19 protein-coding genes are annotated in these 20,314 nt (G+C 69.5%); 11 read left to right on the top strand and 8 right to left on the bottom strand.

The genetic code is table 11. The annotated features are described in order from the left end of the window. Positions 1-277: 277 nt before the first annotated feature. On the bottom strand, positions 278-928 hold the full coding sequence (locus tag AC2YHA_RS10480; protein ID WP_487401453.1) for a DUF1345 domain-containing protein: 651 nt from the start codon (positions 926-928) through the stop codon (positions 278-280). A gap of 55 nt (positions 929-983) precedes the next feature. Between AC2YHA_RS10480 and AC2YHA_RS10475 the strand changes: the two genes are divergently transcribed. The 4 genes from AC2YHA_RS10475 to AC2YHA_RS10460 are packed head-to-tail and all read left to right on the top strand — an operon-like array spanning position 984 to position 3,020. Then, entirely contained in the window at positions 984-1,874 is an 891-nt protein-coding gene (locus tag AC2YHA_RS10475) for a DMT family transporter (RefSeq protein WP_487401452.1), read from the top strand. Continuing rightward, on the top strand, positions 1,871-2,344 hold the full coding sequence (locus AC2YHA_RS10470) for a GNAT family N-acetyltransferase (protein WP_233785455.1): 474 nt from the start codon (positions 1,871-1,873) through the stop codon (positions 2,342-2,344). Before AC2YHA_RS10475 ends, AC2YHA_RS10470 begins: the two co-directional genes overlap by 4 nt. Beyond that, a complete protein-coding gene (locus AC2YHA_RS10465; protein WP_233785456.1) occupies positions 2,344-2,661 on the top strand; it encodes a DMT family transporter in 318 nt (105 codons plus the stop codon). The genes AC2YHA_RS10470 and AC2YHA_RS10465 overlap by 1 nt, the downstream gene beginning before the upstream one ends. Positions 2,662-2,663: 2 nt before the next feature. Next, positions 2,664-3,020 (top strand): TfoX/Sxy family protein, encoded by a 357-nt coding sequence (locus tag AC2YHA_RS10460; RefSeq protein ID WP_487401451.1) that lies wholly within the window; start codon positions 2,664-2,666, stop codon positions 3,018-3,020. Positions 3,021-3,167: 147 nt separating this feature from the next. Here AC2YHA_RS10460 and ppa read toward each other — a convergent pair whose 3' ends face one another. After that, a complete protein-coding gene (ppa, locus tag AC2YHA_RS10455; protein WP_487401450.1) occupies positions 3,168-3,707 on the bottom strand; it encodes an inorganic diphosphatase in 540 nt (179 codons plus the stop codon). A gap of 73 nt (positions 3,708-3,780) precedes the next feature. Continuing rightward, the gene (locus AC2YHA_RS10450; RefSeq protein WP_487401449.1) at positions 3,781-5,700 is read right to left on the bottom strand and encodes a M61 family metallopeptidase; all 1,920 of its coding nucleotides are present in this window, start codon (positions 5,698-5,700) and stop codon (positions 3,781-3,783) included. 262 nt (positions 5,701-5,962) lie between these two features. Here AC2YHA_RS10450 and AC2YHA_RS10445 point away from each other — a divergent pair, with 262 nt between their 5' ends. Then, positions 5,963-7,291 (top strand): methyltransferase family protein, encoded by a 1,329-nt coding sequence (locus AC2YHA_RS10445; RefSeq protein ID WP_487401448.1) that lies wholly within the window; start codon positions 5,963-5,965, stop codon positions 7,289-7,291. Positions 7,292-7,387: 96 nt separating this feature from the next. Here the strand turns inward: AC2YHA_RS10445 and AC2YHA_RS10440 are convergent, their stop codons facing one another. Continuing rightward, entirely contained in the window at positions 7,388-8,761 is a 1,374-nt protein-coding gene (locus AC2YHA_RS10440; protein ID WP_487401447.1) for a glutamate--cysteine ligase, read from the bottom strand. Between the two features lie 111 nt (positions 8,762-8,872). Between AC2YHA_RS10440 and AC2YHA_RS10435 the strand changes: the two genes are divergently transcribed. Then, entirely contained in the window at positions 8,873-9,238 is a 366-nt protein-coding gene (locus AC2YHA_RS10435) for a hypothetical protein (RefSeq protein ID WP_487401446.1), read from the top strand. A gap of 16 nt (positions 9,239-9,254) precedes the next feature. Here AC2YHA_RS10435 and AC2YHA_RS10430 read toward each other — a convergent pair whose 3' ends face one another. Beyond that, positions 9,255-10,010 carry a 16S rRNA (uracil(1498)-N(3))-methyltransferase gene (locus tag AC2YHA_RS10430; protein ID WP_487401445.1) on the bottom strand — a complete coding sequence of 252 codons (756 nt, stop codon included), beginning with the start codon at positions 10,008-10,010 and terminating at the stop codon, positions 9,255-9,257. Positions 10,011-10,096: 86 nt separating this feature from the next. Here AC2YHA_RS10430 and ubiA point away from each other — a divergent pair, with 86 nt between their 5' ends. The 3 genes from ubiA to AC2YHA_RS10415 all read left to right on the top strand — a co-directional run bounded on the left by ubiA (position 10,097) and on the right by AC2YHA_RS10415 (position 13,422). Further along, complete coding sequence (gene ubiA / locus AC2YHA_RS10425; RefSeq protein ID WP_487401444.1) at positions 10,097-11,005, top strand: 4-hydroxybenzoate octaprenyltransferase; 909 nt, start codon at positions 10,097-10,099, stop codon at positions 11,003-11,005. A 301-nt stretch (positions 11,006-11,306) separates the two neighbouring features. Beyond that, positions 11,307-12,653, top strand: a complete 1,347-nt coding sequence (locus AC2YHA_RS10420) for a TldD/PmbA family protein (protein WP_487401443.1) — start codon at positions 11,307-11,309, stop codon at positions 12,651-12,653. Then, positions 12,646-13,422 (top strand): 3'(2'),5'-bisphosphate nucleotidase CysQ, encoded by a 777-nt coding sequence (locus tag AC2YHA_RS10415; protein WP_487401442.1) that lies wholly within the window; start codon positions 12,646-12,648, stop codon positions 13,420-13,422. The genes AC2YHA_RS10420 and AC2YHA_RS10415 overlap by 8 nt, the downstream gene beginning before the upstream one ends. 245 nt (positions 13,423-13,667) lie before the next feature. Here AC2YHA_RS10415 and AC2YHA_RS10410 read toward each other — a convergent pair whose 3' ends face one another. Beyond that, positions 13,668-14,333, bottom strand: a complete 666-nt coding sequence (locus AC2YHA_RS10410) for an O-methyltransferase (protein WP_233785467.1) — start codon at positions 14,331-14,333, stop codon at positions 13,668-13,670. 94 nt (positions 14,334-14,427) lie between these two features. Here AC2YHA_RS10410 and AC2YHA_RS10405 point away from each other — a divergent pair, with 94 nt between their 5' ends. After that, positions 14,428-15,060 (top strand): TetR/AcrR family transcriptional regulator, encoded by a 633-nt coding sequence (locus AC2YHA_RS10405; protein ID WP_487401441.1) that lies wholly within the window; start codon positions 14,428-14,430, stop codon positions 15,058-15,060. A gap of 109 nt (positions 15,061-15,169) precedes the next feature. On the opposite strand, the gene AC2YHA_RS10400 is transcribed toward AC2YHA_RS10405, so the two are convergent. Next, the gene (locus AC2YHA_RS10400) at positions 15,170-16,180 is read right to left on the bottom strand and encodes a copper resistance protein B (protein WP_487401440.1); all 1,011 of its coding nucleotides are present in this window, start codon (positions 16,178-16,180) and stop codon (positions 15,170-15,172) included. Then, complete coding sequence (locus AC2YHA_RS10395) at positions 16,177-17,964, bottom strand: copper resistance system multicopper oxidase (protein ID WP_487401439.1); 1,788 nt, start codon at positions 17,962-17,964, stop codon at positions 16,177-16,179. Before AC2YHA_RS10395 ends, AC2YHA_RS10400 begins: the two co-directional genes overlap by 4 nt. Before the next feature lie 251 nt (positions 17,965-18,215). On the opposite strand from AC2YHA_RS10395, the gene AC2YHA_RS10390 reads away from it, so the two are divergent. Further along, a complete protein-coding gene (locus AC2YHA_RS10390; protein WP_487401731.1) occupies positions 18,216-20,306 on the top strand; it encodes a copper-transporting P-type ATPase in 2,091 nt (696 codons plus the stop codon). The last annotated feature ends 8 nt before the right edge of the window (positions 20,307-20,314 follow it).

The raw sequence follows: 20,314 nt of genomic DNA, 5'->3' as shown, positions 1-20,314 counted from the left end.
CTTGCGCTCAGCGCATGCGCGGCGGGACGACATCAACCGCTCTCCGTCACGATGCATCGAGTTGGTGACGGGCGCTGTGACGTAGCCGTCGGTTCGGATCGCTTCAGCCTGGAGGATTCAGCCGCCCTCAATCGCTTTGTTGCGGCTCATCCGCCTCCGCGGACGGATCTTCATATCAACATGGCTACCGACGTGCCCTATCGCTGCCTGGGTGGCCTGATCTACCAACTTCAGACGAAGGGATATGGCCGCATCAGCTTCGCCGCGGAACCACCTCCTAGCCACCCCCCAGCACATTGATCGTGAACGCCAGCACGCCGAGGTTGAAGACGAACGCGATCATCGAATGCCCCGTCACCACCCGCCGCATCCGTGTCGAGGTGATCGCGGTGTCGCTGGTCTGGAAGGTCATGCCGAGCGTGAAAGCGAAATAGACGAAGTCCCAATATTCGGGCTCGTCCGCGCCGGGGAAATCGAGCCCGCCAGTATCCTTGCCGCCGCCGGCGGTAAGGTAGAAGAGATGGGCATAGTGCAGCGCGAACACCGTGTTGCCGAAGGTCCAGGCGATCAGCAGCGTCGCCACCACCAGCGCCAGCGTGATCGGCGGCGGCTTTCCCGTGGTCCCCAGCTCGGCCGCCACCGCCGCCAGCACCGCGATCGTGGTCGCCGCGGTCACCACCAGCATCATCGCGCGATTGGCGTCGTTGCGGCGTGAGGTCTCGCGCATCACCTCGGCATCGGTCTGCCGCAGCAGCGGCGCTACCGCGGCCAGGAACACCAGCGCCGCGACGTCGAACCCGATCATCACGCCCTGCGCCCAGTCGCTGAGCGCGATCGCGATCGGGACCGCCACCGCCGCGATCACGCAAAAGGCGAGGAATCGCGGCGGCGCGATCCGGTTGCCGATGCTCTGCTGGCCTCCCGCCATTGCGCTGGTATAGCGCAGCCGTCACGCCGTGCCAGCAGAAGGGGAGGGGGAAGCCATGGCCGCACGCACGCTTTCTCCCGCCACCGCATTCGGCGTCGGCGCGCTGGGCATCGCGGTCTTCTCCGCCATGGACGCGGTGATGAAGGGGCTGAGCCTCGACATCGGCGCCTACAACGCGCTGCTCTGGCGCAGCTTCGCCGCCATCGTGATCGCCGCCGTGCCTTATCTCATCGGCCGCCCCGCAATGCCCGAGCGCACCGCGATGCGGCTCCACCTGATCCGCGGCGTGGTCAGCGCGGTGATGGCGATCCTGTTCTTCTGGGGCCTCGCGCGCGTGCCGATGGCGCAGGCGATCGCACTCGCCTTCATCGCGCCGCTGATCGCGCTGTTCCTCGCCGCCGTCATCCTCAAGGAGCGGATCGGCCGCGCCTCGATCGTCGCCAGCGCCATCGCCTTCGCCGGCGTCCTCGCCATCCTCGCCGGGCAGGCGCGTGCCGAGCTCGGCCATGAGGCGTTCCTCGGCGCGATCGCGGTGCTGGGATCGGCGGTCTGCTATGCCTTCAACATCATCCTGATGCGCGCGCAGAGCCTGGTCGCGGGACCGGTCGAGGTCGCCTTCTGGCAGAACGTGACCGTCGCCGTGTGCCTCGCGCTGCCCGCGCCGTGGTTCGCCGCGGTGCCGGCGCTGCATCACGCGCCGATGCTGGTGCTGGCCGCAGCGCTCGCCACCGCCTCGCTGCTGCTCCTGTCCTGGGCCTATGCCCATGGCCCGGCGAGCTATCTCGCGCCGACCGAATATACCGCCTTCATCTGGGCGTCGCTGTTCGGCTGGACCGTGTTCGGCGAGACGCTGTCGCCATGGACGGTCGCCGGCGCCGCGCTGATCGTCACCGGCTGCGTCATCGCCGCGCGCAGCCGCCCGCAAATCGAGGAGACCATTGCATGATCCGTCCCGCCGTGCCCGCGGACGTCCCCACCATCCTCCGCCTCGTCCGCGAGCTCGCCGAATATGAGCGCGAGCCCGACGCCGTGGTCGCGACCGAGGCGATGCTGGCCGAGGCGCTGTTCGGCAATCGTCCCGCTGCGGAGGCGGTGATCGCGGAGGTCGACGGCGCCGCCGCCGGCTTCGCGCTGTTCTTCCACAATTTCTCGACCTGGACCGGCCGGCGCGGCATCTATCTCGAGGATCTCTACGTCACGCCCGAGGCGCGCGGGCTGGGGATCGGCAAGGCGCTGCTCCGCCACATCGCCGCCCTGGCGGTCGAGCGCGGCTGCGGCCGGTTCGAATGGGCGGTGCTCGACTGGAACGAGCCTGCGATCCGCTTCTACGACGCCTGCGGAGCGGAGAGCATGGACGAATGGACGGTGCGCCGCGTCTCGGGCGATGCGCTGCTCGCTCTGGCAGGGAGGGACTGATGGCCTGGGTCTGGCTGATCGTCGGCGGCTTCTTCGAGGTCGGCTTCACCACCTGCCTGCGCTACGTCGACGGCTTCCGCAACGTGCCGTGGACGATCGGCTTCCTCGTCTCGGTGGGCCTGTCGATGGGCCTGCTCGAGGTCGCCTCGCGTTCGATCCCGATGGGGACGGCCTATGCGGTATGGGGCGGCATCGGCGCGCTCGGCACGGTGATCGTCGGCATCGTCTGGTTCGGCGAGCCCGCGCACCTTGCCCGCATCGCGCTGATCGTCGCGCTGGTGGCGTGCATCGGCGGCCTCAAGCTGACCGCGCATTGAGAATGGCGGTCGATGAGGGCCTCGCCGATTGGGTCGCCGAAGCGGTCGAGCCGCTCGGCCGCGTCACGCGCAAGCGGCTGTTCGGCGCCGCGGCGCTCTATTGCGACGGCATCGCCTTCGCGATCCTGGCGTTCGATGCGCTGTGGCTGAAGGCGGATGCCGAGACCGACGCCGAATGGGATGCGGTCGGCGCGCCGCGCTTCACGGTCGAGCGCGACGGCGGCAAGGTCCAGTCGATGAACTACCGCCGCGCGCCGGACGAAACTTATGACGACGCCGACGAGCTCCGCCGCTGGGCGCGGCTGGCGATCGAAGCCGGGCGGCGCGCGGCGATGAAGCCGAAGCGGAGGCGCCGCTAGCTCCTCCCCGCTTGCGGGGAGGGGGACCGCCGCCGAAGGCGGTGGTGGAGGGGGTAGGCCTCACACGATCTCGCTGGTGGAGGGCCCCCTCCACCAAGCCGCTGCGCGTCTTGGTCCCCCTCCCCGTGCCGGGGAGGAGCTAAGATATTAAGCCGCCTTCGCCGCCTTGGCCCGCTCGATCGCCTCGATCACGATCTGCCGTGCCTGCTCGGCGTCGCCCCACTGGCCGACCCGGACCCACTTCTCGGCCTCGAGGTCCTTGTAGTGGGTGAAGAAGTGCTCGATCTGCTGGAACACGATCGAGGGCAGGTCGCCGCGCTCGCCGACGTCCGAATAATAGGGGAAGGTGGTGTCGACCGGCACGCACACCAGCTTCTCGTCGCCGCCATGCTCGTCCTCGAGGTTGAGCACCGCGATCGGCCGCGCGCGCACCACGCAGCCGGGGATGAACGGCGAGCGCGCGATCACCAGCGCGTCGAGCGGATCGCCGTCCGGCGACAGCGTATGCGGCACGAAGCCGTAGTTCGCCGGATAGCGCATCGGCGTGTGGAGGATACGGTCTACGAACAAGGCGCCCGAGGCCTTGTCGAACTCGTATTTCACCGGCTCGCCGCCCGACGGTACTTCGATGATGACGTTGAGGCTGTGCGGCGGGTTGTCGCCCACCGGCACCATGTCGATACGCATGGACTGGTCCTTGTTCGCGAGTGGCCGCCCGGCCCTCGGATTGCTCCGGAGACCGGACGGGTTCGCGCGCGCCTTAACGGGCGGTCAGCAGCCGGTCGAGCCCGTTCGTGCCCGTGCCGGTCTTTTCAAGGCGCGGATAGCGCAGTCCGTCGCGATAATCGATCTCGGCGGTGCGATAGCGGCTGCCGTTCTTGACCAGCAGCTTGATCGGCGCCTTGCCGGTCTTGGCGGCGGTGATCGCGGCCTTGAGCTTGTCCTCGGTATAGGCGTCGCCGTCGACCGCGACGATGGTGGTGGCGACGTCGAAGCCGGCGTTGAACGCGGGCGAATCCCACACGACGCCGGTGATCTGCCCGTCCTTGCCGACGGTCATGCCGAGCGAGAAGGTGAGGTTGAGCTGCTTGCGGTCCTTCTCCGCTGCCTTCCACATGTCGGTCGGCTGGTCGGTGTAGACCAGGCGATAGCCGTTGTCGGTGAAGCCGGCGAGCGGTGCGCGCTCGTTGATCTTGTTGACGCGCTGGTCGAGGAAGCCCGCCCAGTCATAGGGCTGGATGTCGTTCAGCGTCTTGGCGACGTCGTCGAAAGTGTAGGTCAGCTCGCCCCAGTCGCCGTCGTTCATGCCGAAGAAGGCGCGGGCGAAATCGTCCATCGACTTCTTGCCTCCCGACAGCTTGCGCAGCAGCGCGTCGGTCTCCAGCCAGATCAGCAGGCCCTCGTTGTAATAATCCTCGCTGCGCTGCCAGTTGGTCCAGCCCTTGGGCCGGCGCGCGGAGATGATCGGGTCGTTGGTGGTGTCGATCAGCGGGCGCCATTTGCGGCCCTGCATATTGTCATAGTTGGCGGCGATGATCGCGAGCTGGTCGAGCGTGTCCTGCTTGCCCACCAGCCCCGATCGCGCCTGCAGGACATAACCCCAGAACTGCGTCTGCCCCTCATAGACCCACAGCAGGCTGTCGCGCATCGGCGTGCGGAAGTCGGGCGTCCACAGGTCCGCGCCGCGGCGGTACTTGCCGTCCCAGCTGTGGGTGAACTCGTGCGGCAGCAGGTTGCGGTCGAGCGCCTTGTCCTTCCACTCCTTGAAATAGCCGAGGTCGACGCCGTCCTCGGAGCTGCGGTGATGCTCCAGGCCGTTGCCGCCCATCTCGTCGCTGATCGACAGCAGGAAGTGGTAGTTGTCGTAATGCTGTGCGCCGAACAGCTTCACCGCCTGGTCGACCAGCGCCTTGTGCTGGGCGATCATCTCGGGTGTGGCGGCGTCGATCTCCGCCTGGTTGTCGGCGACGACGTCGAGGTGGACGCGCGGGGACAGCGGCCAGGACTTGGCGTAGCGCCCGGCGATGGTGGGCGAATCCTGCAGCACGTCGTAGGTCGTCTGCTGATAGCTGTAGGTCGACCCGTTCGCCGTCGACGGCAGGCCCGAATAGGCGGTCCAGCCCGCCGGATACTTGACCGTCGCCTGGATGGGGATGCGCCGCGTGTAATAGCCCGCCGGATAGAGGCTCACCGCCTCCCACTGGATGTTGAGCATGTTCGGCGCGACGACGATGCGGCCCTGGTTGGGCGCGGTCGCGGAGAGGAACTGGAACGAGACGTCGAGCTGCTTCGCGCCCTCCGGCACGTCGAGGTGGAAGGCATAGACGTCGACCGGATCGCGCTTCCACGGGATCACCTTCCCACCCGCGGTGACCTTGAGGCCCGCGAGCTTCTCGATCTGCCCGCGCGGCGCATGGTTGCCGGGCAGCCATTTCGGCATGAGCAGCACGAAATGGCCGGCCTGAGCGACCGGCACCGTCTCCTTGACGCGATAGATCCCCTGCTCGGTATCGGTCGCGTCGACCTCCAGCCTGATGACGCCGCCCGGATAGTCGACGTCGCGCGCCTCGGGGATGGTGTCGGTGAACGGGGCGGTGGCGACCGGCGCCGAGTTCCTGATCTGGGCGACAGCGGACGGGGCGGCGGAGGCGAGGAGGAGAATCGCGAGCGGACGGAGCATCGAGAAACTTTCATATGAAACGGGATGCGCCGTTTCTTAGAGCAAGCTAGCCATGTTGCAATATCACCTGCCTCACCTCCTCTGGTCGTCACCCCGGCCTTGTGGCGGGGTCCACTGCACCGCAGGCATTGCAGCAGGAGGTTCGAGCTCTGGATGAGCCGCCCGGTGGACCCCGGCACAAGGCCGGGGTGACGATGGGGCAAGCGGCGTCCGCTTCAAAGGTTCACGGCTTGCTTACCATTCCGCGGCTAGAGCGGCGGCCATGTACCACGACGCCACGCTCGCCGCCCGCGCCAAGGCCGATCCGCGGCCCAAGTCGGCGGTCAGCACCGGCGTCGGCCTGGCGGGTCTCGCGGGATTGCTGGCCTGGACCGCGGTAGCGCTGTATTTCGAGATGCCTGGGCCGCTGTCGGCGCTCACCAACGTGGTCGCTGCCGGCGTCCCCATGGTGCTGTGGTCGATCTTCGTCGACAAGGTCCACCGCAACCCCTCGACCGGCATCGACTGGGACAATCCCCGCCCGCTCAGCGAGACGATCGACGTCAGCCTCGCCAAGATCGCCGGCCTGTGGCTCACCTGGGGCGGCATCGCCTGCGTCTATGCGCTCTCCCGCTTCTATTGGCAGGGGCCCTATGTCTTTTCGATGTGGTGCTTCGCGATGGCGGCGCCGGTGCTGTTCCTTGGCGCGATCCCCTGGGTGATCTGGTCGGACCGCTACCTCAAGCAGCCGCGCGACGGCGCCTGGACGCTCGGCGCCTGGCTGCTCAACCTCGACGAGCCCTATGAGCGCGAGGCGATCTACGCCCATCTGCGTGCCTGGGCGGTGAAGGGCTTCTTCCTCGCCTTCATGCTCGCGATCGTACCGGCCGGTTTCGGTGACTTCATCCGTGGCGACACCGCCAACCTCTGGCGCGATCCCGTGGCGCTGGCGCAATGGCTGATCACTTTCATGTTCCTGGTCGACGTCGCCTTTGCGACGGTCGGCTATATCCTCACCTTCCGCGCGCTCGATTCGCACATCCGCAGCGCGACCCCGCTCGCCGCCGGCTGGACCGCGGCGCTGATCTGCTATCCGCCGTTCGTGCTGATGGCCGACGGCGGCCCGCTCGACTATCACCCCGGCACGTCGGATTTTGTCCATTGGCTCTCCGGTCATCCCACGCTGATGGCGATCGTCGCCTTCGTCCTGGTCGGCCTCACCGCCATCTATGCCTGGGCGACGGTGGCGTTCGGTCTGCGCTTCTCCAACCTCACCCATCGCGGCATCCTGACGCACGGGCCCTATGCCTTCAGCCGCCACCCGGCCTATCTCAGCAAGAATCTGTTCTGGCTGATCTCGACCATGCCGATGCTGGCGACGACCGGCAGCTGGGTCGACGCGATGCGCAACACCGCGCTGATGCTGGCCGTGGCCGGTGTCTATTACTGGCGCGCCAAGACCGAGGAAGCGCATCTCGGCATGGATCCGGCCTACCGCGAATACAGCGAATGGATGGAACGCAACGCGCCGGTGCCCCGCTTCTTCGCCTGGATCACGGGCCGCAGCAAAACCCCTCTCCCATCGGGAGAGGAAGGGGCCCGCTCGGCATAGCCGAGTGGGAGGGTGAGGGTGACGTATCACCACCCGGTCACCCTCACCCTTCCGCCGCTACGCGGCTCCCTCCCTCTCCCGATGGGAGAGGGATTTTCAGTAGCTGAGCTCTCCGTACACCCCGCGCACGTCGCCGCCCCAGGCGCCGTGATAATGCTCCAACAGCATCTCGGCCGGCACCTTGCCGGTACGGACGATCTCGCGCAGCGGATCGAGGAAGCCGGTCTCGTTCGACCCCGACGCATCGAGCCGCGCCCTTGCCGACAGGCCGGCGCTGGCGATGTCGAGCACCTCGCCGGCGATGTCGCGCAGCCTGCCGCCGCCCGGCAGCGGCGCATCGAGCGCGAGCTTCGGCACCGCGTTCCGCAGCGCGTGCCGGTCCTCCATCGACCAGTGCTTGACCAAGTCCCACGCCGCATCGAGCGCGCCTTGGTCGTACAGCAGCCCCACCCACAGCGCCGGCAGCGCACAGATGCGGTCCCAGGGGCCCCCATCGGCACCACGCATCTCGAGGAAGGTCTTGAGCCTGACTTCAGGGAAGGCGGTCGAGAGATGATCCGACCAATCCTCGATCGTCGGCCGCTCGCCCGGCAGCACCTCGAGCTTGCCTTCGAGGAAATCGCGGAAGCTGAGCCCCGCCGCGTCGATGTACTTGCCCTCGCGGTAGACGAAGTACATCGGCACATCGAGCGCATAGTCGGCATAGCGCTCGTAGCCGAAGCCGTCCTCGAACACGAACGGCAGCATCCCCGTCCGCGCCGGATCGGTATCCGACCAGATATGGCTGCGGTAGGAGAGATAGCCGTTGGGCTTGCCTTCGGTGAACGGCGAGTTGGCGAACAGCGCGGTGCCGAGCGGCTGCAGCGCCAGCGCGACGCGGAACTTCTGCGCCATGTCCGCCTCGCTCGCATAGTCGAGGTTGGTCTGGATGGTGCAGGTCCTGAGCATCATGTCGAGGCCGAGGTTGCCGACCCGCGGCATGTGCCGCAGCATGATCGCATAGCGGCCCTTGGGCATGATCGGCAGCTCGGCGCGCGCCTTGTCCGGCCACATGCCGAGTCCGAGGAAGCCGAGCCCGAGCCGGTCGCCGACCGTCTTGACCTGGCGGAGGTGCCGCCCGGTCTCGGCGCAGGTCTCATGGAGATTGTCGAGCGGCGCGCCGGACAGCTCGAACTGGCCGGCAGGCTCCAGGCTGATCGAGCCGTCCCTACCGGTCAGCGCGATGACGTTGTCGCCCTCGATCACGGGCTGCCAGCCGAACTCGGTAAGCCCGTTCAACAGGTCGCGGATGCCGCCCGGCTCGTCATAGCTCGGTGCGCGATGGTCGCTGAGGCGGAATACGAACTTCTCGTGCTCCGTCCCGATCCGCCAGTGCGCCTTCGGCTTCTCGCCGCGCGCGAAGAACGCCGTCAGCTGATCCCTGCACTCGATCACGGGCGAGTTGCTGCTCGAAACGGTCTTCGTCGTCATGGCCGGGCATTACTCGGGGGCGAGGGTATGCGCTAGAGGCCGCAGCAGCGCTCATCGGAGGTTCAGCGAGAGGAGATGAAGCTGCGCCGTGAATGCTACGGGAGGACGGCAATGCGGTTCGAAGCGATCGCCCTGTGCGTGCTGCTGGTGCCGACCGGGGTATCGGCACAATCGGTCTACGGTCCGCCGCCACCGGGCGCGCGACTGCCCGGCATCTCGACGGCGACCCAGCCATCGATCGAGCGTGAGACGAGCCGAATCCGCAGCGACATCCGCCACGGGCGCGACAGCGGCGCCTTGACGAAAAGGGAGTCGCGCCATCTTCGCCGCGAGGCCGATCAGATCGACACGCTTGCCGGCCGCTATGGCGCCGACGGCCTTTCCGATTCGGAGAGCCGCGAGCTCGACATGCGCGTGCGCGCCTTGCGCGACATCACCAATGCCCAGCGGACCATGGGATCGGGCAGCAAGCGCTAAGGCAGACCGGCCGGGTTCAGGCGGCGGTGCCCCAATCGCCGGCCGCCGCCATCCACAGGCTCACCGCCGCCGCCGCCGCCGTATCGGCGCGGAGGATCCGCGGGCCAAGCCCGATCCCCACCGCGTCCGGCAGCGCCCGGATCGCTTCGCGTTCCTCGGGATCGAAACCACCTTCGGGCCCGATCAGGATCGCCGCTGGACCGGGCCGGCTCCGCATCGCCTCGACCGCCGGCACGCCGCCGGTCTCGTCGGCGAAGAACAGCGCTCGCGCCGCCGGCCAGTCGCGCAGCAGCGCGGGCAGCTTCACCGGCTCGGCGAGCTCCGGCACCGCGGTCCGCCCGCATTGTTCGGCGGCCTCGATCATGTGCGTGCCCAGGCGCTCCAGGTTGAGCCGGTCCACCACCGTCCGCCGCGTCACCACCGGCACCAGCCGGGCGACGCCGAGCTCGCACGCCTTCTCGGCGACCCAGTCGATCCGGCCCTTCTTGAGCGGCGCCGCGCACAGCCACAGGTCCGGCACCGTCTCCGCCTCGCGCAGCCGCTCGCGCACCGCCAGCGTCAGGTCACGCTTGCCGGGGCTCTCCGCCACCGCCAGCCATTCGCCCGAGACGCCGTCGAACAGCTTGACCGGATCGCCCGCCTTCAGCCGCATCACCGACAGGAGGTAATGCGCTTGCGCCCCCTCGACGCGCACGGCGGCGCCTTCGGAGAGCGGCGTCTCGACGAACAGTCGCGGCGTGGACTGCGGCGGCCAGGCGGGGGTGGCGGGCATGGATGCGGCTTAGCGCGCCTCGCAGTGCCGCCGCCAGCCCGATCAGGGCTTTCCTAAAGGGATTTGGTTTGGCAGCAGGACGGGCGATGACCGCCGAGATCGTCCCCGATACGGAGCACCGCGGCCTGGTCGGCGCGCTGCCGCCCGCCTTGCGCAACTTCGCGCTGCTGGCGCGGCTCGACCGGCCGATCGGCTGGTGGCTGCTGTTCTGGCCGGGAGCCTGGGCGGTGGCGCTGGCCGGCGGGGCGGTGGCGCGCTGGGACCTGATCCTGTGGCTGCTCCTCGGCAGCATCGCGATGCGCGGCGCCGGCTGCGTCTACAACGACATCGTCGACCGCGACCTCGACCGCCAGGTGGCGCGCACCGCCGTCCGTCCGCTGGCGAGCGGCGCGGTCTCGCTCAAGGCAGCCTGGGCCTGGCTCGGCCTCCTGTGTCTGATCGGCCTGGTCGTGCTGCTCCAGCTCCACTTGTCCGCGGCGGCGGTCGCGCTGGCCAGCCTCGCGCTGGTCGCCGCCTATCCCTTCATGAAGCGCATCACCTGGTGGCCGCAGGCGTGGCTCGGCCTGGTGTTCAGCTGGGCCGCGCTGGTCGGCTGGTTCGAGGTGGCGGGACGGCTCTCGGCGGGAGGGCTGCTGCTCTATGCCGGCAGCATCGCCTGGGTGATCGGCTACGACACCATCTACGCCCTGCAGGACATGGAGGACGACGCGCTGGTCGGCGTGCGCTCCTCCGCGCGGCGGCTGGGGCGGGCGGTGAAGCCCGGCGTCGCCGGCTTCTACGCGGTCGCGCTGCTGCTCTGGGGCGCGGCGATCTGGCAGGTGCGGCCCGATCCGCTGGCGCTGCTCGCGCTGCTGCCGGCGGCGCTGCACTTCGCATGGCAGGTCGCGACATTGGTGCCGGCCGACGGCGCCAACGCGCTCGCCCGCTTCCGGTCGAACCGCAACGTCGGCTTCCTGGTGTTCGCCGCCTGCCTCGTGGTCGGAACGGCGCTTTGACCTTCCGCGGCGCACTCCCCAGGGTCCAGACCGATAAACGGCAATGGCCGTGATCGCCCGGAGAGCTTCGCTGGCAAGGAGCGCGGCGCAGACGCGTAGCTGAAGCTACGCGCAAGCAAGCGACGTAGCCAGCGAGGCTCTCCGGGCGACCCCGAAGGGGCGGGCGGATTTTGGCGCATGGCGTCGTCCTTCGTCGGTCACGATGCTACCAGCATCGCTCCCTCCTCACTCCTAGCCCTGCACCAAAATTCGCTCCGTCACGGCCGTTGCCGTTTATCGGTCTGGACCCTAAGTCGCGTCGATGTTGAGTCCCAAGCAAGCCGCCGATCGCGCCGCCCAGGCCGTGGAGCGCGCCCGCGCCGCCGGCGCCGATGCCGCCGATGCCGTCTATGCCGGCGATGTCGCCAGCTCGGTCCAGGTGCGCATGGGCGCGCTCGAGGACGTCAGCCGGTCCGAGAATGCCGAGCTCGGCCTGCGCGTCTTCGTCGGCCAGCGGTCGGCGAGCGTCGCCACCTCCGATCTGTCGGACGATGCCCTCGCCGCATTGGTCGAGCGTGCGGTGGCGATGGCGCGGCTGGCACCGGAGGATCCGTGGGCCGGCCTCGCCCCCGCCGACCGGCTGATGAAGGGCACGCCGCCCGATCTCGACCTCGACGACGGCGGCGATCCCGCGCCCGACACGCTCAAGGCACAGGCGCTGGCGGTGGAGGAGGCGGCTCGCGCCGTCTCCGGCGTCTCGCAGAGCGACGGCGCCGGCGCGTCGGCATCGCGCTCGACGGTGGCGATCGCGACCAGTCACGGCTTCGCCGGCGGCTATCGGGTCAGCGGCTACAGCCTCTCCGCCTCGATGCTGGCGGGCGAGGGCGGGGCGATGCAGCGCGACTGGGCGAGCCATTCGGCGCGCCACGCCGCGCAGCTGGAGGCGCCCGAGCTGGTCGGCACCCGCGCCGGCGAGCGCGCGGTCGCCCGGCTCGATCCGGGCCGGATCGAGAGCGGCGCGATGCCGGTGGTCTTCGACCCGCGCGTCGCCAATGGTCTCGTCGGCCATCTCGTGGGAGCCATCGGCGGCGCCGCGATCGCCCGGCGCACCAGCTTCCTGCTCGACGCGCTCGGCACGCGCGTGTTCGCGCCCGGTGTCGTGATCGAGGACGACCCGCACCGCCCGCGCGGCCTGCGCTCCCGGCCGTTCGACGGCGAGGGGCTGCCGGTGTCGCCGACCCGCATCGTCGAGGACGGGATGCTCGAGACCTGGCTGCTCGATTCGGCCTCGGCGCGCCAGCTCGGACTCGAGCCGACCGGCCACGCCGCGCGCGGCGTCTCCGGCGCGCCGGGCGTGTCGACCAGCAACCTGGCGATGCTGCCGGGCAAGCTGCCGCCCGAGACGCTGATCGGCGAGATCGAGCGCGGCGTTTACGTCATCGAGCTGATCGGCCAGGGCGTAAACGGCGTCACCGGCGACTACAGCCGCGGCGCCTTCGGTTTCCTGATCGAGCAGGGCGAGATCACCCGCCCGGTGGCGGAGTTCACGATCGCCGGCAACCTCAAGGCCATGTTCCTGAACCTCACGCCCGCCAACGACCTCGAATACCGCTACGGCACCAATGCGCCGACGGTGCGGATCGACGGAATGACGATCGCCGGTGGCTGAGCTCGCCGACGCGGTCGCGGCGATCGCCGCGGAGGCGGGCGCACTCGCGCTCCGGCGGTGGAAGACCGACTTCCGCCGCTGGGAGAAGACGCCGGGCAGCCCGGTGTGCGAGGTCGACCTGGAGGTCGACGCATTGCTCCGCCGCCGGCTGGAGGCGCTGCTCCCCGACGCTGCCTGGCTGTCGGAGGAAACCGCGGACGACCGCGAGCGGCTGGCGGCACGGCGGGTGTGGGTGGTCGATCCGATCGACGGCACCCGCGACTATATCCGCGGCCGCCCGGGCTGGGCGGTGTCGGTGGCGCTGGTCGAGGACGGCCAGCCGGTGATCGCCGCGCTCGACGCCCCTGCCCGCAGCGAGACGTGGCGCGCCGAGGCCGGCCAGGGCGCACGCCGCAACGGCGCGGCGATCCGTGCCGCCGACCGCGCGGAGCTCGCCGGCGCCCGCGTGCCCGCCGACAGCTTGTCCAGGGTCGACCGCGACCTGGTGATGGTCGACAAGCCCAATTCGATCGCGCTGCGCATCGCCATGGTCGCCGCCGGCCGGGCCGACCTGCTCGCGACGATCCGCTGGGGCCATGAATGGGACATCGCCGCCGCGGTGCTGATCGCCCGGGAAGCGGGGGCGACCGTCACCGACGCGCTCGGCCGTCCGCTCGCCTTCAACACGCCGTCGAGCCAGGCCTTCGGCGTGCTCGCCACCGCGCCCGGCATCCACGCCGCCGCCGTCGACCGCCTCGCCGAACGGGCGAAAGCGGCGGTCGGGAGCTAGCGGCGGTCGACATTCAGCCTATGCCCTCTCCCCTCCTACAGGAGGGGAGAGGGTTGCGCAGACTTAGCGGCTGCGGAGCAGGCGCTTAGTCGGAGCTGGGAGAGGGGTGGGCGCTTGCGCAGCAAGCGCGCGAGGCTACGCCTCGCTCTACCCCTCTCCCAACCTCCGCTAGGCGCTAAAGCGCCAAGCTGCGGTATCCCTCTCCCCTATCAAGGGGAGAGGGCACGAGGCCCGATGTCGATGCCTCAACCGATCCGGATCGACAGCTCGACATCCTCGCCGAACGGCATCGACAGATACCCGTTCTCGGGCGCACACACATGCGCCAGATAATCCGGGCTGTAGTCGGCATTGTCGGCGACGATGAACGCGCCGGGCCTGAGGCGGCTCTCCACCAGGGCGAGGATGTCCGGATAGAGCCCCTTGGCACCATCGAGCAGCAGCAGGTCGATCGTGTCGGGAAGGCCGGTGCTCAGCGTCTGCAGCGCATCGCCTTCCCGGATCTCGACCAGGTCGATCAGCCCGCCCGCCGTCAGGTTCGCCCGCGCCCGCGCCACCTTGGACGGCTCGAACTCGCTGGTGATCAGCCGGCCGCCGCCATTGTCCCTGAGCGCCGCGGCGAGATACAGCGTCGAGAGGCCGAACGACGTCCCGAACTCGACGATCGTCCGCGCGCCGCCGCCCCGCGCCAGCATGTAGAGCAGCAGGCCGGTCTCGCGCGAGACGGCGAGGGGAAGGTCCTTCAGGCGCCCATAGAAATCGAGATAGTCGGTCTTGCTGCGCATCAGCCGCGACCGCTCCTCGTGCGAGAGCTCCGCCACGATTGGATTCGCCGCCGGCGACGTCTCGGCCGCCTCCTCGAACAGGCGATCCAGCAGCGGGGCGAGCGGAGGGATGGTAAGGATAGTCATCGAAGTCTCCAGTCCGGGGAAAGCGCAACCTTGCGCCGGAGGCAAAAATACGAATAATTCGTCAGGTTACCTATTCGCATTCCCAGGACGTCCGATGACCGATCGCCGAACCGCCTCGATCTCCTCGCGAAAACAGCCCAAGCAGGCGCGCTCGACCGAGCTCGTCGCCACGATCCTGGAGGCGGCGGTTCAGGTTCTGGCGAAGGAAGGCGCGCACCGCTTCACCACGGCGCGGGTGGCGGAGAAGGCGGGCGTCAGCGTCGGCTCGCTCTATCAATATTTCCCGAACAAGGCGGCGATCCTCTTCCGCCTCCAGAGCGACGAATGGCGGCAGACGACCGAGCTGCTGCGGCGCATCCTCGAGGATGCCGAACGGCCGCCGTTCGAGCGGCTGCGCTCGCTCGTCCATGCCTTCGTCCGCTCGGAGTGCGAGGAAGCGGAGATGCGTGTGGCGCTCGACGACGCCGCCCCGCTCTATCGCGACGCGCCCGAAGCGCGGGAGGCGAAGGCATCGGGCCGAGGCATCGTCAGGGCTTTCATGCAGGAAGCCCTGCCCGAGGCTTCGGACGCGACGCGCGCGCTGGCCGGCGACCTGATCACGACGACGCTGAGCACGGTGGGGAAGCGGTTCTCGGAAACCCCACGGACCCCGGCGGAGATCGCGGCCTATGCCGAGGCCATGGCCGACATGTTCTGCGCCTATCTCGAGCAGCTTCAGCGCCGCTGAAGCATGGCCTTCCTTTGGTCGATCCCATGCGCTGCGAGCCGGACCATCTGCCGGCAGAGCGCGGCCGACCATCGCCCCGCTTCTTCGCTTGGGGCGCTTCCTGCGTTCGTCAGAACCAGGCCCTGATCCCCAGAACGAGGTCGACACCGCCGGTATCGTCGCCGCGCGCACGGGCGAAATCGGCGGTCCGGCCGAGCCGGCGTTCCCAGGAGACGCCGACATAAGGCGCGAACTCGCGGATGCGTTCGTAGCGCAGGCGCAGGCCGAGCTCGGCGGTCGACAGCCCCGATCCGATCGCATTCTCGGGCACGTCCTGGAAAGCGAAGTCGAGCTCGGCGCGGGGCTGCAGGACCAGGTCCTGGGTGATGCGCTGGTCGTAATAACCCTCGGCCCGCGCCAGCACGTCGCCCTTGTCCGAGAGGAACAGACTGCCGCCGAGCTCGAACCAGTAAGGCGCAAGACCCTCGACGCCAATAACCGCATAGGTGCGCCGCGGACCCGGCCCGAGGTCCTGGCGGACGCCGGCCTGCAGGTTCCAATAGGGATCGATGGCGCGGCTGTAGAGCGCCTGCGCGTCGGCGCTCTCGACGCGGTCGCCGAAGCGCCCTTCGCCCTCGCTCTTGAGCCGGAAGCGATCGATGTCGCCGCCGATCCAGGCTCCGCCGTCCCAGCGATAGCCGTCGCCGCCCCGGCGCGGCTGGTACTCGGCGATGTCGATCATGACCTGGTGGAAGGTCCCGCCGCCATGCTCGCGGCGCAGGCCGCGCTCGGCGGCCGCCATCGCCTCGGCGCCGTAATAGCGGTCCGCCGCGCGATCGGCCGCCGGAGCGGGGGCCGGAGCGTTGCCCGGCGGCAGGTCCGTGCCCGACGGCGCCCGTTCCTCAGCAGACATCGCCGGCACGGGATGCCCCTGGTGGACATCGTCTCCGGCCGGCGTGGCGGGGGCGTCGGAGCCCTGCGTCGACGGCATGGCGTGACCGGCATGGGGGTCCTGCTCCGGCTGGGCGGCAGGCTTCGCGGGCATCTCCATGTCGGGCATGTCGTGGCCCGAATGGTCTTGCGCGCGCGCCGGAGCGGCAAGCGCCAGCGGCGCGAGGGTCAGCAGCAGCGCCTTTCTCACGCCCCGTCTCCCGCGAGCGGGCGCACGCGCACGACCTGCATCATCCCGGCATGCATGTGGTAGAGGAGGTGGCAGTGGAACGCCCAGTCGCCGGGCTCCGCCGTCACGTCCCAGCTGACCTTGCCGCCCGGCAGCACGTTGACCGTGTGCTTGCGCGGAGCATGGTCGCCATGCCCGGTGACGAGCTCGAAGAAATGCCCGTGCAGATGGATCGGGTGCGCCATCATCGAATCGTTGACCAGCGTCACCCGCACCCGCTCGCCGGCCCGCATCGCGATCGGGGCCTTCACCTCGGAGAATTTCTCCCCGTCGAACGACCACATGAAGCGCTCCATGTTGCCGGTCAGGTGGATCTCGACCTCGCGCGCCGGCGCCCGCACGTCGGGATTGCGCTCGAGCGCGACGAGGTCGCGATAGGTGAGCACCCGGTGATCGACGCTCTCCAGCCCCTGGCCGGGCTCGCCGGTGCGGTCGACCGGCATCGGCGAGATCGTCTGGACGCCGGGGCCTATCCTCACCTGCGGCGCGTTGGCGGGATCGCGCATCGCCATGCTCATCCCGGCCATGGCGGCATCCGGCGCCGATCCCGAATGATCCATGCCCGCCATGTCGCCGTGATCCATTCCGGCCATGCCGTCGTGGCTCATCGCGCCGTGGCTCATCCCGGACATGTCCATGCCCATGTCCTTCATCGTCGCGATCGGGCGTTTGCGCAGCGGCGGGACCTCGGCGGTCATGCCGGGACGTGGGGCGAGCGTCGCGCGCGCCATGCCCGACCGATCCGCCGCCTCGGCGACGAGCGTGTAGGCGCGGTCGTCGGTCGGCGTGACCACGACGTCATAGGTTTCTGCGACCGTGATCTGGAGCTCGTCGACCTCGACCGGCCGGACGTTCTGCCCGTCGGCCTGCACCACCGTCATCCGGAGGCCGGGGATGCGCAGGTTGAAGATGGTCATCGCCGAGGCGTTGACGAACCTGAGCCGCACCCGCTCGCCGGGTTTGAACAGCGCGGTCCAATTGTCCTTCGGCCCATGCCCGTTGACGAGATAGGTGTAGGTCGACCCGGTCACGTCGGAAATGTCGGTCGGGTCCATCCGCATGGCGCCCCATTCCAGCCGCTCCTTGAGCGGCTGGTCCTTCCCCGCGAGCAGGCCCGACAGCGTCTGGCGCTGCCGGTTGAAATAGCCGGGCTGCTGCTTGAGCTTCATGAAGATCGCATGCGGGTGCAGCTGGCTGTGGTCGGAGAGCACGATCACATGCTGCCGGTCATAGGCGACCGGATCGGGGCCCTCGGGCTCGATCAGGACCGGACCGTAATGGCCGAGCTGCTCCTGAAGGCCGGAATGGCTGTGGTACCAATAGGTCCCCGACTGGACGATCGGGAACTCATAGGCGAAGGTCGAGCGCGGCCCGATGCCCGGGAAGGAGATGCCCGGCACGCCGTCCATCTGGAACGGCAGGATCAGCCCGTGCCAGTGGACCGACGTCTCCTCGTCGAGATCGTTGACCACATGGAGCCGCACGTCCTGGCCCTCGCGCAGGCGGATCAGCGGGGCGGGAACCGTGCCGTTGATGCCGATCGCATGGCTCCGGCGGCCGTCGATCGTCATCATCTGGTGCGCGACGCGCAGCGTGATGTCCTCGCCCGAGACTTCCGGAAGCGATGCGGCGATCCCCGGCGCGTTGGTCCGGGCCCAGGCCGGCATCCAGGCGGCCAGCGCCAGTCCGCCGCCCATGCGACCGGCGCCCCGCAACAGCCGGCGCCGGTCCATCGTCATGTCCATTCCCGTTCCTCCGAGCGCCGGCGACGGCGGCCTCTCATTCCGGAGTCCGTCGATACGGTCTGACACAGTGTCAAGGTCAAGCGCCGCCCGGCCCTTGACCTTGACATGATGTCAATCCCTAGATCGGCCGGCATCGGAGGAATGCGATGACCCATGCCCACGTCCGCGATGCCCATGCCGGCCATTCCCGCTGCAGCGGGTCAAGGAACGTAGCGCCCGATGCACCGCCGGGAACGATCTACACCTGCCCGATGCACCCCGAGATCCGCCAGGTCGGCCCCGGCACCTGCCCGATCTGCGGCATGGCGCTGGAGCCGGAGACGGTCACGCTCGACAGCGGTCCCAATCCCGAGCTCGCCGACATGACGCGGCGCTTCTGGATCGGCCTCATGCTGACGCTGCCGGTGTTCGTCTTGGAGATGGGCGGGCACCTGACCGGCCTCGCCATGATGCTCGGCCGTCAGACCTCCAACTGGATCCAGCTCGCGCTCGCCGCGCCGGTGGTGCTCTGGGCCGGCGGGCCGTTCTTCGAGCGCGGCTGGGCGTCGCTCCGGTCGCGCAACCTCAACATGTTCACGCTGATCGCGATGGGCGTGGGCGTGGCCTTCGCCTACAGCCTCGTCGCCGTGCTCGCCCCCGACGTGTTCCCGGCCGCGTTCCGCGACGCGGGCGGTGCGGTGCCCGTCTATTTCGAGGCGGCCGCGGTCATCACCGTGCTGGTGCTGCTCGGCCAGGTCCTCGAGCTGCGCGCCCGCGAGCGCACCTCCGGCGCGATCAAGGCGCTGCTCGGCCTCGCGCCCAGGACGGCGCGGCGCATCCGCGACGACGGCAGCGACGAGGAGGTCACGCTCGACCGCATCCAAGTCGGCGACCGCCTGCGCGTGCGCCCCGGCGAGAAGGTGCCGGTCGACGGCGAACTGCTCGAAGGGCGCGTCGCGATCGACGAATCGCTGGTCACCGGCGAATCGATGCCGGTGACCAAGGAGCCCGGCGCCCAGGTGATCGCCGGCTCGCTCAACCGGACCGGTTCGTTCGTGATGCGCGCGGACAAGGTCGGCGCCGACACGCTGCTGTCGCGGATCGTCCAGATGGTCGCCGAGGCGCAGCGCAGCCGCGCGCCCATCCAGCGCATGGCCGACCGCGTCTCGGCCTGGTTCGTGCCGGCGGTGATCGCGGTGGCGGTGGTCGCCGCGGTCGCCTGGGCGCTGGTCGGCCCCGATCCGCGCCTCGGCCATGCGCTGATCGCCGCCGTCTCGGTGCTGATCATCGCCTGTCCCTGCGCGCTCGGCCTCGCCACGCCGATGTCGATCATGGTCGGCGTCGGGCGCGGCGCCCACGCCGGCGTGCTGATCAGGAATGCCGAGGCGCTCGAGCGGTTCGAGACGATCGACACGCTGATCGTCGACAAGACCGGCACGCTGACGGAGGGCAAGCCCGCGGTCACCCTGATCCGGCCCGCGCCGGGCGTCGACGAGGCCGAGCTGCTGCGGCTCGCCGCGAGCGTCGAACGCGCGAGCCAGCATCCGCTGGGCGAAGCCGTGGTACGTGCGGCCACCGATCGCGGGCTGGCGCTGGCGGAGGTCCGCGACTTCGACGCGCCGATCGGCCGCGGCGTGACCGGCATCGTCGAGGGCAGGCACCTGCGTCTCGGCGGACCCCGGTTCATGACCGAGCAGGGGATCGACACCGCCTCGCTCGCCGAGGAGGCCGAGCGGCTGCGCGGCGACGGCGCGACCGCGATCTTCGTCGCCGTGGACGGCGCGCTTGCCGGCCTGATCGGCATCGCCGACCCGATCAAGCCGAGCACCCCCGACGCCGTGCGGGCGCTCAAGGCCGAGGGCGTGCGCGTCGTGATGCTGACCGGCGACAACCGCACCACGGCCCGGGCGGTGGCGGCGCGGATCGGCATCGACGAGGTCGAGGCCGAGGTGCTGCCCGAGGACAAGGCCGCGGTCGTCCGGAGGCTGCGGACCGAAGGCCGCGCCGTGGCGATGGCCGGCGACGGCGTGAACGACGCGCCCGCGCTGGCCGCCGCCGACGTCGGCATCGCGATGGGCACCGGCGCGGATGTCGCGATCGAGAGCGCGGGCGTCACCCTGCTCAAGGGCGACCTCACCGGGCTGGTGCGCGCGCGGCGCCTGTCGCGTGCGGTGATGCGCAACATCCGCCAGAACCTGATCTTCGCCTTCGCCTACAACGCCGCCGGCGTGCCGATCGCCGCCGGTCTGCTCTACCCGCTGACGGGCATGCTGCTGTCGCCCGCAATCGCCGCGCTGGCGATGGCGCTGTCGTCGGTCAGCGTGATCGCCAACGCGCTCCGCCTGCGGCTGGTGCAGCTCTGAGCGCGGGA

Source organism: Sphingomonas sp. SRI_018, from assembly GCF_057586275.1.
This window is presented reverse-complemented; position numbering and strand designations above follow the sequence as displayed.

Excerpts from the sequence above, each read along its gene's own strand:
- AC2YHA_RS10480 (WP_487401453.1), bottom strand. The coding sequence starts at position 928 with ATGGCGGGAGGCCAGCAGAGCATCGGCAACCGGATCGCGCCGCCGCGA.
- AC2YHA_RS10475 (WP_487401452.1), top strand. The coding sequence starts at position 984 with ATGGCCGCACGCACGCTTTCTCCCGCCACCGCATTCGGCGTCGGCGCG.
- AC2YHA_RS10470 (WP_233785455.1), top strand. The coding sequence starts at position 1,871 with ATGATCCGTCCCGCCGTGCCCGCGGACGTCCCCACCATCCTCCGCCTC.
- AC2YHA_RS10465 (WP_233785456.1), top strand. The coding sequence starts at position 2,344 with ATGGCCTGGGTCTGGCTGATCGTCGGCGGCTTCTTCGAGGTCGGCTTC.
- AC2YHA_RS10460 (WP_487401451.1), top strand. The coding sequence starts at position 2,664 with ATGGCGGTCGATGAGGGCCTCGCCGATTGGGTCGCCGAAGCGGTCGAG.
- ppa (WP_487401450.1), bottom strand. The coding sequence starts at position 3,707 with ATGCGTATCGACATGGTGCCGGTGGGCGACAACCCGCCGCACAGCCTC.
- AC2YHA_RS10450 (WP_487401449.1), bottom strand. The coding sequence starts at position 5,700 with ATGCTCCGTCCGCTCGCGATTCTCCTCCTCGCCTCCGCCGCCCCGTCC.
- AC2YHA_RS10445 (WP_487401448.1), top strand. The coding sequence starts at position 5,963 with ATGTACCACGACGCCACGCTCGCCGCCCGCGCCAAGGCCGATCCGCGG.
- AC2YHA_RS10440 (WP_487401447.1), bottom strand. The coding sequence starts at position 8,761 with ATGACGACGAAGACCGTTTCGAGCAGCAACTCGCCCGTGATCGAGTGC.
- AC2YHA_RS10435 (WP_487401446.1), top strand. The coding sequence starts at position 8,873 with ATGCGGTTCGAAGCGATCGCCCTGTGCGTGCTGCTGGTGCCGACCGGG.
- AC2YHA_RS10430 (WP_487401445.1), bottom strand. The coding sequence starts at position 10,010 with ATGCCCGCCACCCCCGCCTGGCCGCCGCAGTCCACGCCGCGACTGTTC.
- ubiA (WP_487401444.1), top strand. The coding sequence starts at position 10,097 with ATGACCGCCGAGATCGTCCCCGATACGGAGCACCGCGGCCTGGTCGGC.
- AC2YHA_RS10420 (WP_487401443.1), top strand. The coding sequence starts at position 11,307 with ATGTTGAGTCCCAAGCAAGCCGCCGATCGCGCCGCCCAGGCCGTGGAG.
- AC2YHA_RS10410 (WP_233785467.1), bottom strand. The coding sequence starts at position 14,333 with ATGACTATCCTTACCATCCCTCCGCTCGCCCCGCTGCTGGATCGCCTG.
- AC2YHA_RS10405 (WP_487401441.1), top strand. The coding sequence starts at position 14,428 with ATGACCGATCGCCGAACCGCCTCGATCTCCTCGCGAAAACAGCCCAAG.
- AC2YHA_RS10395 (WP_487401439.1), bottom strand. The coding sequence starts at position 17,964 with ATGGACATGACGATGGACCGGCGCCGGCTGTTGCGGGGCGCCGGTCGC.
- AC2YHA_RS10390 (WP_487401731.1), top strand. The coding sequence starts at position 18,216 with ATGCACCCCGAGATCCGCCAGGTCGGCCCCGGCACCTGCCCGATCTGC.